Below are 15,539 nucleotides of genomic sequence, written 5' to 3' on the forward strand. Positions count from 1 at the left end.
CGCACTGAGCGGGCTTTTTGCATCCTCTTGAGAGGCTGAGACTTCCTATTTGAGGGCGTCTAAGACATATTCTGGATACATCACTAGGCGGGGACGTGAAAGGCGCCGAGCATCAAAAATAAAAACATAGCGTTCGCCATCATCTTCTGCAGGTATGGTACGACGGAACTTCCAAGTGTTGATTTTGTACGTCTGTCGACCAGCATGAACTGTTGCCACCAAACGATACTGGTTCTTCCCCAGGAACTCAAAAGGTTGACGCCCCCCACTAGATGGCTTCAGAAGCAAATTGCGGAAAGTCTGTTTGTTTTCCCCCTCTTTATCGGAAAGTAAAAGACTCAGACGTTTCTGTTCCCGCTTGACATAGGCAAGCAACTCGGGATCAATATCTCTCTTAACAGTCGGAACCGGCTCAGGTTGCACCTGTCGTTTCTGGGGTTTCTCAATTGCCGCTGTCTTCAGCTTAGGAGGCTTTGGCTTTGCTGCTTCAGCTTTAGCACTTTTTGCCAAAGCGGCACGCCTCTCAGAAGCCTCTGCCTTGGCCAGCATAGAATCCACCACCTGGCTAATCTTATCCTGCTGGGCAGAAACCTTGGCCTTGGTCTCGGCAATGCCTTTTTTCTCTTCGTCGAGCCTAGCCAAAAGCTCTTGGTGGTTCACCTTGATAAACTCTAAACGTCGGCTGCGGCTATCCACTCCTCGCTCGGCCATTGCAAAGCCGTGCTTGGCTTTGGTCAGGCGACGCTCAGAATCTGAGGTGCCATTGGATTCATGGAGCCTACGCGCCTCCTCGAGCTCGACACGGCTCGCCTCATACTCTTTGCGAAGCTCGTTGAGAGATTCCTGCGCACGCTCGAGCTTATACTCATAAGAAAGCAGTTCATTCTCAATATCTTCCAGCTCAACCTGCCTGTTTTCCAGGGACTGCTCCAGGCGCGCCAGTCGGTTTTTTTCCACAGTGAGGTTTGACTGCGCCTGCGCTGCCATTCCGCTAAAAACTACTAAGCCCGCCAAGAAGAGCGAGCAATACCGCTTTACCGCCATTGTCCAGAACCTGTTTCTCGATTTTTCGACACTCGTAAGATAAAAGCGCAGAGGTTAAATTTTGTTCAAAACTTCATCTACTCTGTCGCAGCATTGTCAATTTTACGCAGGCCTGAGCTCGCGAGCAATGACCTCTCGTCCACCCTTTGCCCCCATTTGATAAATAATCCCCTTAAACCTAAGTGCTAAAGTCGTCTTAATGACGCTTCACCGAATTTTATGTGACATTTTCAAGCGATAGCGCTTGATTTTTTTTTTAGCGGAAGCATTATGGGTAACAGGGAGACGATCGCTGAACACAGCGGAAACCCGACCCGGACGTAAAACACCCAGAGCTGCTCAGACAGCAATTATTCGTTGCGCTACCGGCGACTCGGCGATTCAACTGCGGACTCGACCCCTCCCATTAGGGCGCCCTACCTTCTTTGAATAGCAAACCGCACAAGCGGCCTGCATGGTTTCCTATAACCGGAGGTATTTATCCATGAAATCAGCGCCTAACGATAACATTGTGTTCCGCGATATCGACAAATCTGCTGCCCTGTCAAATACGGTATCTAAGAAGTTACACAAACTGGAACGTTATTGTGGCGACATCATACATAGTCGTGTAGTTCTGGAAGCTCCCCACCAACACAAAAGCAAAGGCAAGCAATACAAAGCCTCCCTTGAACTTGCCATTAGTGGCAATCCCGTGACCATCAGCAATGAAAATGAGTCTATCCACCGAGCGGTGAATGACACATTTGCCTCCGCAGAACGCTGCCTAAAAGAGCGTAGCGAGCGCAAAAAAGCGCAGCGCCATCAGGCGCTTTATGAAGTCGAGGAAGAATCCTAGAAGAGAGCAAAAACGGCGCACCAGCGCCGTTTTTGCATTAAACCCCGCTTTAAAAGCGGGGGGATTTTAAGATTTTTCTTTAGCAGCCCTCAATTTTAGAGCTAAATACTCAAGAGGCGCCTCGAGGATAGTCACCACAAATTGTATCCACTACCAGATAAACACCTTACTGTACTGGTGTACGCATAGTGACGAACTCTTCTGCTGCCGTTGGGTGAATTCCGATGGTTTCATCAAAGACTTTTTTGGTAGCCCCCGCTTTCAAAGCAACAGCCAAGCCCTGGATAATCTCACCAGCATCATCACCAACCATATGAACACCAATCACCTTATTGGTATCGGCATCGACCACTAACTTCATTAGGGTGCGCTCGGTATTCCCACTTACTGTATGACGCATTGGTCTGAATTCTGACTTGTAAATGGTAACTCTAACTCCGGAGTCCCTGGCCTCTTCTTCTGACAACCCTACAGTTCCAATATTGGGCTGACAAAATACTGCGGTGGGAATGTTGTTATAATCAATCTCCGCAGTTGTTCCAGTGCGCCAGTGCTTTACTAGAGCCATCGCCTCCGCAAGGGCCACAGGCGTCAACTGTGGCTCACCAGTAACATCCCCAAGGGCATAGATAGAATGGACATTCGTGCGGAAATTGTCATCCACTGAGATTGTGCCATCGCGATGCAACACGACCCCTTGCTCCTGCAAACCGAGTCCTTCAGTATTGGCAACTCTGCCTGTTGCATAGAGGACCATGTCCACATTTAAACTGGAGCCGTCCTCGACATGTACTAAAAAACTACCATCTTGCAACTTTTCAATGGCACTCACTTGATGGTTAAACTTCAAATCAATATTCTTTTTTACCATCTCATCACGGACAAAATGGCGAATATCGCGATCAAAGCCACGTAGGAATAAATCACGCCGGTAAGAGAGGTGTGTCTCAGCACCTAAACCAGCAAATATCCCAGCAAACTCAACGGCAATATACCCCCCACCAACAACCAGTACTCTATTGGGGAAGGCTTCCATAGAAAACACCTCGTTGGAGGTCAGGATGAATTCTTTCCCAGGAATATCTGGGACAAAAGGCCAACCTCCTGTTGCTACCAGAATTCTCTGTGCCGTGTATTCGCGACCATTCACCATCACCTGATTGGCGCCAGTAACTTTGGCACGGCCGTCAATGACCGTCACATCTGAGTTTGCTAATAGGTTTCGATAAATATCGTTGAGGCGGGACACTTCACGTGCATTATTTTCACGTAATGTTGGCCAGTGAAATTCAGCCGGCGAACTGTTCCAACCATAGGCTCTAGCATCGGTGAAGTCCTCATTAAATCCACTGGCATAGACGAATAATTTTTTGGGAACACACCCGACGTTTACGCAGGTCCCCCCCATGTAGCGATCTTCAGCCACCGCCACCTTCATTCCCTGGGCGGCAGCCATACGCGAAGCTCGTACACCACCAGAGCCCGCCCCAATCACAAATAGATCAAATTCATATTCAGCCAAAGCAAACCTCTGTCTTTAATTTATTACCTAACTTACAACGCAAGGGATACTTCCCCACAACACACCTTTCGAGCCAGAGCTGTCACTCCGCACTTAATAACCGTTGACACCTATTTGTCGCTTCTATATTCATGTGACAACTATCACAAAAAATACTTCGCCAAACAAAGTGTTAGAACAACTGAGCAGGTTTGGCGGATAGAATAACAGCCACTAGAAAGAGTAACCCATGGGCAAGACAATGAACTCTCCTTCTTTAGCCATCCTTCGAACCTTGGGGCTTTTGTCTTTGCTGATTTCAAGCTCCCTTAGCAATGCCAATACCCATCCTAGTTATCTCACAAAAGAATACTGCAGCAGTGTGGTAGAGCAGTTTGTCGGGGCAGGCATGCGCAGCCTAGACAAATATGTAAACGAGCACTTCAACCCAGAATATAAAGGCGGTATCCGCAATACAATTCGATTTCTAGAGCAGCGGCTTGAGTGGCTAAATGAATGTAACGCCTACTTGGTGGATACCAATAACGCTTACGTTTTCCATAGCCAGGACGATACTCAAAATATTTTTTCGGCGATAAACGAGTTAACTCGAGAACTGCAACATGTCCGCTCAGGCGTTGAATATCGGGACGATGCTGGAAATAACAACCCCGCCCCCTTTATCAAACGACGCTTTGCCACCCTGGCAGAATTGGTGGATCGCCACCACACACGCCTGCTGATGAAAAAGCAGTTCCAGTAGGGCCGTCACTACATCCTGAAAACATTCGGCCCGCAGTATCTTGCGGGCCTTGTCGCAGCGACGAAATCAGCTTTTTCTGGTGAACTTCGTCGCGGGCTTAGCGGGGGAGCTGCCAGCCCGACTGCCAAGCCCGACCATAGAAAAAACATCCGGCATCCGCTCTTTCAACCCGATTCCAATGCGTTTAACCAATGCGCCCAGGCGCGGACGCTGTTTTTCAGTAAAAGGGATGGGTCTACAGCTCTGCATCGCAGAAAGTCCAATACGCGCCACAAAAAAACTTGCGCCCACACCTTGCCCCAAACGAGTAGAAACTGTACTAACAACACTGTCGCCGACCAAATCTGGCCATATCTCGCTGATCGCATATTCACTGGCACCGCTATAAGCCACCAGCGCAAGTACTTTCTTGAAAAGGCGCCAACGCACTACAAGCGAAGGTTGAATGCCATAAATTTGTGCAACATCATCAATCATTCGTAACGATTGGCGCAGGGCAACAAGGATGTCAATACTGGCAAAAGGACTGAGACCTACCAATGCCCCAGTTGCTGTCGCGTGACGAACTACGCGGCGTTGTGCCTCCTGGTCAAGTGCATCGAGAAAAGTCACTTCCAAGTGCTGCAGTAACTCACTACTGTCATAATAATCCGGCGCCTCATCCAGTACCCGGTTGAGCAGTACACCCTGAGGTTTTCCTGAAAAATGCAGCTGCAACTGTCGACGGAGAGATTCCGCTTCTTCATGGCTGCGACACTCTCGCATGTCGGCCGCCATTGCCTGTGTTTTTTGCAGCTTGCGCAGTGGCCGACCAGCACGGAAAAATTCCCACAGGGAACTGACTATTGCCGCTGCAAGGCTCGCTATCACCACTCCTGCGAGAATACCAAGGCTCCAGTGCTTATCTGCCGCCCAGGTATACATCTGGCGTAATTCCCAAGCGAGTACAGCCACTATTAATGCTACGCTTGAAAGCAGTGCCGGCTTTAACCATTTCAGGCGAAAAACAGGCAGGCGCAACTCAGAAAAGGCAATCCTATCGGGTAGTGATTCTCCCGTGGTAATAGATCTCGGAATGTCCTCCCCTTCCTCTTGCAGGGTTTCTACACGCGTAGTATCCCGGTGAGGGGCTTCACTTTCTGGTTCCTGCAGGGACTCTATCCGCGTTACCCGGCGAGGAGCCTGTTTATTCTCATCACCCATCAAACTTTATCTCCAAGCAACAAATTCAAAAGCGCATCGACGCGGATATGAGGAATGGAACCTGAGTCCATACCTTGCGGGGGGCGCAACTGGGGTGGAGCAGCCCCGGTATAATGACCCCAGCCACCCTCTTCACTGGGCAGGCGCGAGAAAATCTCGGCATTCTCAAAACCCAGATAGCGACCATCCAGGTCATATCCAACCAGCATACGCCGCCCATTACGCTGATCCTCGCGGGAACAACGCACAGCAGCAATGGCTTCACTAAAGATCGGCAAGCCACGGTGGCGCGCTCCGGTAAAAGTTTGCTGCAGTTGCTGGCCAAGCAGCTGACGCAAGGCATCGTGATCAGCCGCAAGCACCTGATCAACCTTAGTCGCGGCAAAGAGCAAGCGATTCACCTTAGGACGCCATAACTTACTCAGGAACCCAGACTCTCCATAGCGGAAAGTATCGGCAATATGTGTAAAAGCCAGACGCATATCCTCCAAGGCCTGCTCACCCGCAAACAAGGTGCCGATCATATCCACCAGGACCAGCTGTCGATCGAGGTGTTTAAAATGGCTCTCGAGAAAAGGGGCCACCTTCCCCTCCACATAAGCTTCATAAAGGCGACGCAGAACCTGATAATTACTACCATCAGGCAACTGTTTCAATTGATCGGCACTAAAGCCTCTGAGATCCAGCAGAGGTAATAGCTGATAATCCTCGTCATCCAACAATGCTCGTCCCGGCTGCAGATAGCTGAGTTTTCGCTTTTCGCGGCAGTCCAATAGAAATTGACGATATTCCCGCCACAATGCCTGCAGTTCTGACTCCTTTGCCTCAGCCTCGGGGGAGAGCGCTGCCAAGCGTGTCAGCAGCCCCGGGGCCAACCCCGCGCGCGTATCGCTCGCAATAATATGGGCTTGATGGCGACACCAGTCACGAAAATCCATTCTCAGCATCGGCAAGTCCATCAACCATTCACCTGGGTAGTCCCGCAGCTCCAGGATCAAGGTTTTATAATCGCCCCCCCCAAAACGACGATGCCGTCGCAAGTGAATGTGCAATTCCATTGCCGATACATCTCGGGTACTTTGTGGCCATCTCGGTGGATGGGACATCAAAGCACTCAAGCAGCCTTCATAGTCAAAGACTGGCAGGCCAGAATCGAGAGCGGGCTTTAACTCCGCCCCCAAAAGGTCTCCATTTAGCGCTGGGGCAAAACCCGGTAGTTGTGCTTTCTGCGGGTGACTCAACTGGTAGATAAGGCTGGTAAGCAGAGTCGATTTACCAGCCCCACTCAAACCTGTCACTCCAACACAGACACGGCGGTCCATGAGGCGCTCTGCCAACCAATGAGATTTTTCCTGCGCACCCCGTCCCCAGTGACGCAACTTTTCCTTGAGACGCTTACTGCGTTTGTCTGCTTGATCTAAAGGGTACTCCAGGCTCACTTGCCCGGACCCTGTCGCCTGCGATTCCATGGGGAGTTCACTTCCAAAATAGAAAACTGGGCCGAAGAAGGTTTGGCCCTAATGAGGAGGGCACTGCGCTGTGGCAGTGCCTACTATGCAGATCAATAGAGTGGTTAGTCTACCAGTGCAACATCACCAGACCCCATAACGGAAAAAGAATCACTTTGCGGGCGTTTTAGAACGATATCCCCTGATCCCATGACCGCGCCACTGGCATTATCTGCGCGCAGGCTGCGGCCGACAAAGTCACCAGACCCCATGATACGAATATTGACATCTGCTACACGGCCACCGACTCGCATATCACCGGAGCCCCTGATTTCCGCTGAGAGCTTCTCTCCTGTGATGCCTCCGAGGAAAATATCGCCCGAACCGCTGATGGCAATCTCGCTGTTGACCGATAGTGCCTTATCCAGAATCAGGTCCCCAGAGCCTGTCACGTAAGCACTGAGATTTTCTGCCGCAGCCTTGGCGACACGCACAGTACCAGAACCCGTGACTCCAAGGTCAATGGTTTCACTTTCTAAGGTTTCTGCCACGGCCTGCCCGGAACCAGCTACCTCTAATGCCTCAACCTTTGGCATGGTGACCGTGAAGTGCACCTTCTGGTCCCTATCACGGGTAATGGTAATCACACCAAACCAGTGTTGAGTGTTGTCATCCACATACAGCTCCAGAGTGTTGCCCTTCACCTCCGCTTTGACATGGGGCATAACTTCAGCCGGACCACTGGCATTCACGGCAAAATGATCCCCCTGAATCACTTCAACGTGAGAACTGCCTCGTAGAGATACCCGGGTAAAGCCATTGACATCGAAGCTTTTAGTTTCTTTTTTATCTCCCTCAGCCTGGGCGCTGCTGAGGACAAAAAAGGCCAAAAGAGCAAACAGCGGGGCTAAAAAAGCTTTTTTCATGGTTGCCATTGCAAAATTCTCGTAATTATCACTGTTACGTATTACTTGACTACCCGAGTATACGAATTGGATGCAGTGCCTCCAGAAAATTTATGAAGGCACAAAGTGGGTGACCAAATAGTCTATAAATTGCGTTCAGAAATTAACCTCTGACACACTCTGCCTCCGAACAGCCCTGCTGAATGAGTGCGCTACGAATTTTCTCAGCCTCAATAGCCAACTGCTCAGATGTTGCACTCTTTTGCAGGGAAAAATCAAAATCTGTCAATTCATCGACAGGAATCAGGTGTATATGGGTGTGCGGTACCTCCAGCCCTGCAATCATCACACCTACACGCTTGGGTGAATACACTGCCTTTAGTCCCTTGGCGACTTTTTGTGCAACCAACATTAAGTGTGCCGCAAGCTCGGCTGGCACATCATCCCAGTGATTAATTTCTTCAACTGGGATTACCAGGCAATGCCCCGGCTTGATGGGGGAAATGGTCATGATTGCAATCGCTTTTTCATCCTTCCAGATAAAGTGGCCCGGTAAGTCCCCATTCAAAATTTGAGTAAAAATGCTTGCCATAATTTAATCCAATCAGTTGCAAATTTTTTATTTAGTTCAAGCGTGCAGTCTAACATCTACGCTAAAAAACTCAGAATAAAGGGATAAAAAACACTATCTTAAAAGCAATTTTTTATTTGGCGTAGATAAAGGCAAACTGGACTACTACCTGTCGAACAAAATGACAATTTTCTTAAAGCACGTTGGCAGTCCGAGAGAATATGACTTACGCTGCTGAGCAATTAATGTTGTACCGTTAATGAGCCAGTGCATCCTGTGCATTTTTTCTATCACAATATTTTGGGCTCTGCGGAATTTTATATTTCAGTACCAACTGCTCACCGGGGGGAGAGATATGAACAGCCTGTTAGAACAGGTCGGTGGTGCTAAATTTGTCTGTCATACAGTCAATGAATTTTACGAAACCATAGGCCGCCACCTTTCCAGTTACGAAACCTGTGATCATCGCAAACAACAAAGTCGCCAAGCACAATTCCTAAACCACGCCTTTTCTGAACAGCCCGAGCCTGATCGCAGTAGTCGTGCCAGTTTCCTGGCTCGCGGCCTGAATCCAGCTCTGTTTGACGCCCTGCTCGAATATCTGGAAGCGCGCTTGGAAGAGCTGGGGTTTCCATGGCAGCTTAGTACAAGTCTTATACAAACAGCGAGTAGTCTTTACGGTGGCTGTGAGCAAGACCTTTCCATCGCTTGTTAACCCCACTTGCGCCGCACAAGTTGCGGCGTATGTAACCTCTCAATACAATTGCATCCTCACAGCCTTTACCTCCCGTTTTCCAGCGCAGCGGTAAGCGCTAATTCACTCACTCTTCAATCAGAGACTATCCATGAAGATTGCCAACCACACAGTTGTGGAAATCAACTACACCCTGAAAGATGCTGACGGAACGGTCATCGACTCCTCCGCAAATGGGGAGCCGCTTAAGTACTTACAGGGCGTGGGCAATATTATTCCTGGCCTTGAGCGGGAAATGCTGGAAAAAGCACCAGGGGACAAGTTCACTGCGGTGATCTCTCCTGAGGAAGGTTACGGCGTGCAAAACCCAGAGCTGATCCAAACTATGCCCCGCAGCGCCTTTTCCGGTGTAGAAGAGCTCGAAGTTGGCATGGCTTTCCACGCCCAGAGCACCGATGGCCACCCCATTGAAGTCGAAATTATCGATATTGATGGCGATGAAGTTACTATTAACGGCAACCACCCTCTGGCCGGAGTGGAGCTGCACTTTGAGATCGAAGTTATCTCAGTGCGCGACGCAACCGCGGAAGAAATCGATCACGGCCACGTTCACTAAAGATATTGGCGGCCTCCGGGCCGCTATTTTCCCCATGCCCCCCTCTCCTCCTGAAAAAATCGTCCTCTTCGACAGCCAGTGTAACCTTTGTAACGGCTGGAGCCATCTGCTCATTAAGTACGACCCTCATTGTCGCTTCACGCTCTGCCGAGTACAGTCCCAGGCTGGCCAGCACTACTTGAGGAAGCTTGGGCTACCCCTGAAAACCTATGAGAGCGTGATTCTATTAGAGCGACAGGGAGATTGCTTCCAGCAATACCATAAGAGTGAGGCGGCCCTTCGTATCTCAGCCAACCTTGATGGCTACTGGCGTTATCTTGTGGTTTTGCGCTACATTCCGCGCTCAGTGCGGGATTGGCTCTACGATTTGGTAGCGCGCAATCGCTACCGCTGGTTTGGCCGGCGCAGTAGTTGTTTACTGCCCTCTGCAGTAGACAAGCACCGCTTTCTGGAAGAAGTATCGGAAAAGAGTCCCAATGAGTCTGTCTGAACAATACCTACAACGCTTTGGCGGTATCGGCCGCCTGTATGGTAACCATGCCCTGGAGATATTGAATCGGGCCCATATATTAGTTATCGGCATCGGCGGTGTGGGTACTTGGATCGCTGAGGCACTTGCCCGAAGTGGTGTAGGCGCCCTGACACTAATTGATCTCGACGATATATGTATCACCAACACCAATCGCCAGTGCCACGCCCTCTCCTCAACGGTTGGACACATGAAGATCGAGGTCATGGCCGACCGACTCAGGAAGATCAACCCGGAGATTCAGGTCACCGCTATCGATGACTTTATCGCCACAGACAATCTGGCCGAGCTGATCGACCCCGATAGAGATTGTCTGGATATTGTTATTGACGCCATCGATAATGCGCGAGTTAAAGCTTCGCTGGTTGCCTACTGCAAAGCGCGAAAATTGCGCCTGATCACCGTTGGCTCCGCCGGTGGTAAGCGCTCTCCACAGGCCATTGAGTGTGCGGATCTCGGTCGCACCATCAACGACCCTATGCTGGCCAAGGTGCGTCAGCATCTCTACCGTTTTCACAATTTCCAAAAGAGCAGCAAACGGCAGTTCGGTGTGGACGCCATTTTCTCCCGCGAGTCGATGGTTTACCCGAAACCCGATGGTGACGTTTGCCAGCAGAAAAGCGCCATGCAGAATGGGGTTAAATTAGATTGCAGTGGTGGCTTTGGTGCAGCCACCATGGTTACCGGCACTTTTGGCTTTGTGGCAGCTTCCCGAGCTATAGAAAGGCTTCTACAGGCAAAAAGCACAAGCTAAGCCGACCTCAACTGAGTCCTGAGCAGATCCCTGTAGCGACGACTTACAGGGATTTGTTGGCCGCCTTTTAAGCAAATACGCGCATCCCCACTTTCAAGGGGAACTATCTCGGCAATGGAATCCAAACGCACAATATAAGAGCGATGCACCCGCACAAAGTCATCTGGGTCTAAACGTTCCAGTAACTTTGCCATGGTATCGCGAAGGGGATAAATTCTATCTCCCAAGTGTAAGTTTACATAATTCCCTGCGGCTTCCACCCACTCGATATCTCTTACATTCACCAGAAATTCTTTGCCCAGCTTCTTTATTAAAAGGCGCTCCTGGCGCTCAATAGAGCCTTTCGGTCGCCCTTCACCCGGGAGTTCTAGTGACTCACCTTGTATGCGGCGTAGGAGAAAACGATATAAATAAACAGCCCCTAGTAGAAAGCCATAAGTACGAAAATCTTTCAGGTACTCATAGAAAAATTCAATTCCCCAGTGTCCAAAATTGTAGGAGCCACCTTCGAAGTAGTAGATCGCCGTACGCAGTGCCACCATAGCAACAACATGTAAAAGCGACCAAGGCAGGGTCAGCAGTAGATGTATAAATAAATGTCGAGCAAGTGTTTCCTTACTTAGGGGAAAGCGATGATCCCAGATCAGAATCAATGGGAACAACAGCCCCACAACCAGAATACTGGTGCCCTCCCAAACCAAAAACTCCCAAGGCTTGAATCTGGACTCCGCTCCGTGATGCTCCAGGTACACTACTGTAAATTGCACCAGCCATAGTACGAATAAGAACAGAATGCAGAGCCCTATTTCAAATTGCCGCCTGCGCGCCAGGTACATTTGTACCGTCATTTATTCCAATCCCCATGCATTTTTGCCGGTAGCATAGCTTCAACTCATCCCTGAAAACCACCATTCACACCTTTAGCAATGCATCTCACGTCCTTTGCATGGCAGACAGGGCTTTTTCCCAAGGAACATAGCGAAACTTGTTTCAAATCCAAATGAAGGACGCCATGCAAAAAAACATTCATCGCCGCCATGACATTGATGCCCTGCGCGTGCTCGCTTTTGCCCTACTCATTCTGTATCACCTGGGGATGGCCTATGTGGCTGAATGGGGCTGGCATGTAAAGAGCACTTACCAGAGTGAACCTTTTCAGATCCTGATGCTGGCAGTTAACCAGTGGCGAATGCCATTGCTGTTCCTGATCTCTGGGGCCGCAACATACTTTCTGCTGGCTAAGCTTGGGAGCGCTCGGTTTCTGCTGAGGCGATTGCGACAGCTACTTATCCCACTTCTCTTCGGCATACTGGTTATAGTGCCACCACAAGCTTACTATGAGGCGCTCTCCAACGGCGTCATAGAGCCAGGTTACCTAAGCTTCCTCTGGCAATACTTTACGTTTCAACCCTGGCCGGCCGAGAGCTTTGCAGGTAGCCATGTTGGCTTCACCTGGAATCACCTCTGGTATTTACCCTACCTGCTCTGCTACACGCTAGCCATTATTCCAGTATCTTATTTTCTGCATACCTACGGGCCAGGGCTAGGAAACTGGCTATCTCGCTTCAAAGCCTGGCAGCTTCTATTCATGCCGCTGCTACCCCTGACTTTATACGGCCTCTATCTCTTCCCGCTTTTTGGTGGAATTAACTACGCCGTTGTTGGTGATTGGTATACCCATGCACAATTTTTCACTTTCTTTCTATTCGGCTACCTGCTTGTCAGCAATGAGGCTCCATGGAAACTGCTAGTGCGACTGCGCTTCTTCCTGCTGATTGCAGCTCCGCTTTGTTTTTGCCTATTCCTGCTGTTCGATCGGGTATTGGAAGAGGATATAATTCCTGGGCAGTCTTTAATTCAACTGATAGTGATTTATGCCAATCGTTGGTTCTGGCTACTTACAGTATTAGCTTGGGGACACTACTGCCTCAACCGCCCGTTTACATGGCTGCCCTATGCCACAGAGGCAGTTTACCCCTGGTACATCCTGCACCAGACAATTACCGTTGCGGCGCTCTTTAAGTTGAAAGAGTTTTCCATGGGGCCGGTTATCGAGCCCCTACTGGTCTTTTTAATAACGGTGATAGGGTGTCTCGCTATTCATGAATTTATCATTCGGCGGGTGTCCTTGCTGCGATTACTGTTCGGCCTGAAAGCTAAAACGCCCGGTAGAGCCCCAAGCCTCAGCCCTGCCAACCAAGGTGTATAACCCTATCAAGACCGCTCTGCGCCGCTCTCTATCTGATGTAATGCGCGGCGCATCAAAGCATAGAACCCATTACTGCGAGACTGACTCAAGTGCTTACTCAGCCCCAATTCATTAAATAGTTGGGGCAGGTCCAATGCTTGGACCTCGTCCGCAGTGCAACCATCTATCTGAGAAAGCAACAGTGCCCCGAGCCCCTTCACCACCCGGCTATCGCTGTCGAGTCCAAAGAAGTGACGCCCATCTATTTCCCTGTGTACTAACCAGGCCTCAGATTCACAGCCACGAACGAGATTCTCCGGATTGCGGATCTCGGGCTTACGGGTAACCACTTTACTCCACTGTAATAGCTCACGATAACGCCCCTGCCAATTTTGATGAGAGGCCAGACGCTCAAGTTGCAACAGGGAAAAATCATCTCTTGCCCAGCTTTTGGAGTGAACCTCTACCCCAGATGTGACCAGCTGTTGGACCTCGCAATAGTCCTCTAACGCCTGCAGAAATGCCCTGATATCATCGTCGGTGTTATAAGCCGCTATAGAGGCGCGCACCGTAACCTGATTCCCACTGGTTCGCCCCAGTATTTGCGCACAGTGATGCCCCACCCGCACGGCGATATCCCGCTCATCCAACCAGTGCATTAAATCCGTAGCACTGCCTTCGACCGGCACAAATGAAATTATTCCGAGGTTGTGACTAGCTTGACTGATCAAACGAAAGTTTGGGGATGCATTTAGTTCCCGGTGCAGCCAGTGTGTCAGTCTTTGTTCATGTTCGGCCATAGCGATACGATCCTGTCGGGAGAGGAAATCCAGTGACGCCCCCAGCCCGGCTATTGCAGCCAGTGGTGATGTGCCCGCCTCAAATTTATGAGGTAATTCGGCGTAGTGGCTCTGCTGGAATTCCACTTCCGCGATCATCTCACCCCCACCGTGCCAAGGGGGCATTGACTCCAAAAGGGTTTCGCGCCCGTAGAGAAAACCGATCCCACTGGGGCCGTAAAACTTATGTGCGGAACAAACAAAGAAATCACAACCAATTTTTTGTACATCAATTTCTTCATGAGCGGCCAACTGAGCGCCATCCACGATCCACATAAGTTGCCAAGGCCGTAACAATCTTCGAATTAATGAGAGATCTGGACGCAAACCTATTGAGTTGGAACCACCGGTCAGAGAAACCACTCGTGTACGATCGTTCAACACCTCTCCCAGTCGATCAAACTGGGGAATTCCTGCAGAGTGGGGCACATAGCGCAGAATCAGATTATGGCGCTTGGCCATCATCTGCCAGGGTACGATATTCGCGTGATGTTCAGCGGTGGAAATAACTATCTCATCGCCAGGCTGTAATTCACTACAAAGACAATGGGCGAGTAGATTCAGGGCCTCAGTTGCACCGCGACAAAAAATGATTTCTTTGGTACTAGCGGCATTCACAAACTGCTTGGTTTCATAGCGCACCTGCTCGACTATTTCAGTAGACCTGCGCGCTAATCGATGACTAGATCTATGAGTGTTGGCACTACTGTGAATATAGTAATCCCGCATCGCATTAATAACGAATAGCGGTTTTTGCGTGGTAGCTGCATTATCCAGGTAGACTAATCCTGCATTTTCCTCCTGGGCAAAAAGTGGAAACTGCTTCTTGAATTGCTCTGCAGAAAAACTCATAGGGCAAATAATATCTCAGTATTTTTTCGTGTTGCGCTGGCAATTTCTTGTAAAGAAATACCGCGCAGCGCCGCTAATTCGGCGGCTATTAATGGCAGATTTTCAGGGCTATTTCGCTGCCCCTGCCGCCCTGACAGTGGCATATCGGGTGCATCGGATTCCAGTATCAGGCTCTCTAACGGCATACGTGTAACGGTCTTGCGGGTTTTGGCCGCGCGACTGTAAGTGATAGTGCCTCCAACGCCCAAATAAAAGCCCATTTTCCAGTAGTCCATAGCCATCTGCTCACTACCACTAAATGCATGTACCACTCCTCCCCTTGGTAGAGGGTATTGCTTCAATAGCTTAAGTACTTCGTTGTGCGCCCGATGCACATGTAAAATCAGTGGCAGCTGTAAGTCGCTGGCAACTTCCAGCTGTGTTTTAAATACAGTAATTTGTTTTTCCAACGGAGTTGCTATAGCGGCATCCAGGCCACACTCTCCGACAGCAATACAGCGATACTGCTGCAAATGCTCGGCTAGTGCACTGTTCAGTTGCACCTCATTGATGCACTCTTCATCTTCCTGGCAGTTTTTTGACACCCACCAAGGATGGACTCCAGCAGCCGCATGCCAATGGGGCTGACCGTCAACCAATAGCGCAAGCTTTTGCCACTGGGATTTACAAACACCGGGGATAATCAGTTGACTGATCCCCTTGGCGACACAGCGCTGCCAGACCTGAGCCCGATCAGTCTCGAAAATTTGAAAATCAAAATGACAATGGCTGTCGATCAATTTCACTTGTGCTTC

At 49.8% G+C, this 15,539-nt stretch carries 16 protein-coding genes; 7 read left to right on the forward strand and 9 right to left on the reverse strand.

Going from position 1 to position 15,539, the window contains the following annotated elements:
* Positions 1-45 precede the first annotated feature (45 nt).
* Entirely contained in the window at positions 46-1,044 is a 999-nt protein-coding gene (locus ACJJI0_RS07905; RefSeq protein ID WP_444885427.1) for a coiled-coil domain-containing protein, read from the reverse strand.
* A 484-nt stretch (positions 1,045-1,528) separates the two neighbouring features.
* Between ACJJI0_RS07905 and ACJJI0_RS07910 the strand changes: the two genes are divergently transcribed.
* On the forward strand, positions 1,529-1,882 hold the full coding sequence (locus ACJJI0_RS07910) for an HPF/RaiA family ribosome-associated protein (RefSeq protein WP_252085368.1): 354 nt from the start codon (positions 1,529-1,531) through the stop codon (positions 1,880-1,882).
* Between the two features lie 166 nt (positions 1,883-2,048).
* Here ACJJI0_RS07910 and gorA read toward each other — a convergent pair whose 3' ends face one another.
* Positions 2,049-3,404, reverse strand: coding sequence for a glutathione-disulfide reductase (gene gorA / locus ACJJI0_RS07915; protein WP_444885428.1), 1,356 nt, complete (start codon positions 3,402-3,404; stop codon positions 2,049-2,051).
* 229 nt (positions 3,405-3,633) lie between these two features.
* Between gorA and ACJJI0_RS07920 the strand changes: the two genes are divergently transcribed.
* A complete protein-coding gene (locus ACJJI0_RS07920) occupies positions 3,634-4,146 on the forward strand; it encodes a hypothetical protein (RefSeq protein WP_252085366.1) in 513 nt (170 codons plus the stop codon).
* Between the two features lie 66 nt (positions 4,147-4,212).
* Here ACJJI0_RS07920 and ACJJI0_RS07925 read toward each other — a convergent pair whose 3' ends face one another.
* The 4 genes from ACJJI0_RS07925 to ACJJI0_RS07940 form a co-directional block, all read right to left on the reverse strand.
* Positions 4,213-5,349, reverse strand: coding sequence for a TIGR01620 family protein (locus ACJJI0_RS07925; protein WP_252085365.1), 1,137 nt, complete (start codon positions 5,347-5,349; stop codon positions 4,213-4,215).
* Positions 5,349-6,818: a YcjX family protein gene (locus ACJJI0_RS07930; RefSeq protein WP_444885429.1), complete on the reverse strand. Its 1,470-nt coding sequence runs from the start codon at positions 6,816-6,818 to the stop codon at positions 5,349-5,351. The genes ACJJI0_RS07925 and ACJJI0_RS07930 overlap by 1 nt, the downstream gene beginning before the upstream one ends.
* A 104-nt stretch (positions 6,819-6,922) precedes the next feature.
* Positions 6,923-7,732, reverse strand: coding sequence for a GIN domain-containing protein (locus ACJJI0_RS07935; protein WP_252085363.1), 810 nt, complete (start codon positions 7,730-7,732; stop codon positions 6,923-6,925).
* A gap of 133 nt (positions 7,733-7,865) precedes the next feature.
* Positions 7,866-8,294, reverse strand: a complete 429-nt coding sequence (locus ACJJI0_RS07940; protein ID WP_444885430.1) for an HIT family protein — start codon at positions 8,292-8,294, stop codon at positions 7,866-7,868.
* A 334-nt stretch (positions 8,295-8,628) separates the two neighbouring features.
* Between ACJJI0_RS07940 and ACJJI0_RS07945 the strand changes: the two genes are divergently transcribed.
* The 4 genes from ACJJI0_RS07945 (at position 8,629) to tcdA (ending at position 10,866) form a co-directional block, all read left to right on the forward strand.
* The gene (locus tag ACJJI0_RS07945) at positions 8,629-8,988 is read left to right on the forward strand and encodes a globin family protein (RefSeq protein ID WP_252085361.1); all 360 of its coding nucleotides are present in this window, start codon (positions 8,629-8,631) and stop codon (positions 8,986-8,988) included.
* A gap of 130 nt (positions 8,989-9,118) precedes the next feature.
* Positions 9,119-9,583, forward strand: a complete 465-nt coding sequence (locus ACJJI0_RS07950; RefSeq protein ID WP_252085360.1) for an FKBP-type peptidyl-prolyl cis-trans isomerase — start codon at positions 9,119-9,121, stop codon at positions 9,581-9,583.
* A gap of 34 nt (positions 9,584-9,617) precedes the next feature.
* Positions 9,618-10,073, forward strand: a complete 456-nt coding sequence (locus ACJJI0_RS07955; RefSeq protein WP_444885431.1) for a thiol-disulfide oxidoreductase DCC family protein — start codon at positions 9,618-9,620, stop codon at positions 10,071-10,073.
* Positions 10,060-10,866 carry a tRNA cyclic N6-threonylcarbamoyladenosine(37) synthase TcdA gene (tcdA, locus tag ACJJI0_RS07960; RefSeq protein WP_444885432.1) on the forward strand — a complete coding sequence of 269 codons (807 nt, stop codon included), beginning with the start codon at positions 10,060-10,062 and terminating at the stop codon, positions 10,864-10,866. The genes ACJJI0_RS07955 and tcdA overlap by 14 nt, the downstream gene beginning before the upstream one ends.
* Here tcdA and ACJJI0_RS07965 read toward each other — a convergent pair.
* Positions 10,863-11,714 carry a LytR/AlgR family response regulator transcription factor gene (locus ACJJI0_RS07965; RefSeq protein ID WP_444885433.1) on the reverse strand — a complete coding sequence of 284 codons (852 nt, stop codon included), beginning with the start codon at positions 11,712-11,714 and terminating at the stop codon, positions 10,863-10,865. The genes tcdA and ACJJI0_RS07965 overlap by 4 nt on opposite strands.
* A 164-nt stretch (positions 11,715-11,878) precedes the next feature.
* On the opposite strand from ACJJI0_RS07965, the gene ACJJI0_RS07970 reads away from it, so the two are divergent.
* Positions 11,879-13,075 carry an acyltransferase family protein gene (locus tag ACJJI0_RS07970; RefSeq protein WP_444885434.1) on the forward strand — a complete coding sequence of 399 codons (1,197 nt, stop codon included), beginning with the start codon at positions 11,879-11,881 and terminating at the stop codon, positions 13,073-13,075.
* 5 nt (positions 13,076-13,080) lie between these two features.
* Here the strand turns inward: ACJJI0_RS07970 and ACJJI0_RS07975 are convergent, their stop codons facing one another.
* Both ACJJI0_RS07975 and ACJJI0_RS07980 read right to left on the reverse strand, forming a co-directional pair.
* Positions 13,081-14,745, reverse strand: a complete 1,665-nt coding sequence (locus ACJJI0_RS07975; protein WP_444885435.1) for an aminotransferase class V-fold PLP-dependent enzyme — start codon at positions 14,743-14,745, stop codon at positions 13,081-13,083.
* Positions 14,742-15,530 (reverse strand): TatD family hydrolase, encoded by a 789-nt coding sequence (locus ACJJI0_RS07980; protein ID WP_444885436.1) that lies wholly within the window; start codon positions 15,528-15,530, stop codon positions 14,742-14,744. The genes ACJJI0_RS07975 and ACJJI0_RS07980 overlap by 4 nt, the downstream gene beginning before the upstream one ends.
* Between the last annotated feature and the right edge of the window lie 9 nt (positions 15,531-15,539).

Source organism: Microbulbifer mixtoriginis (SeqCode), from assembly GCF_052466695.1.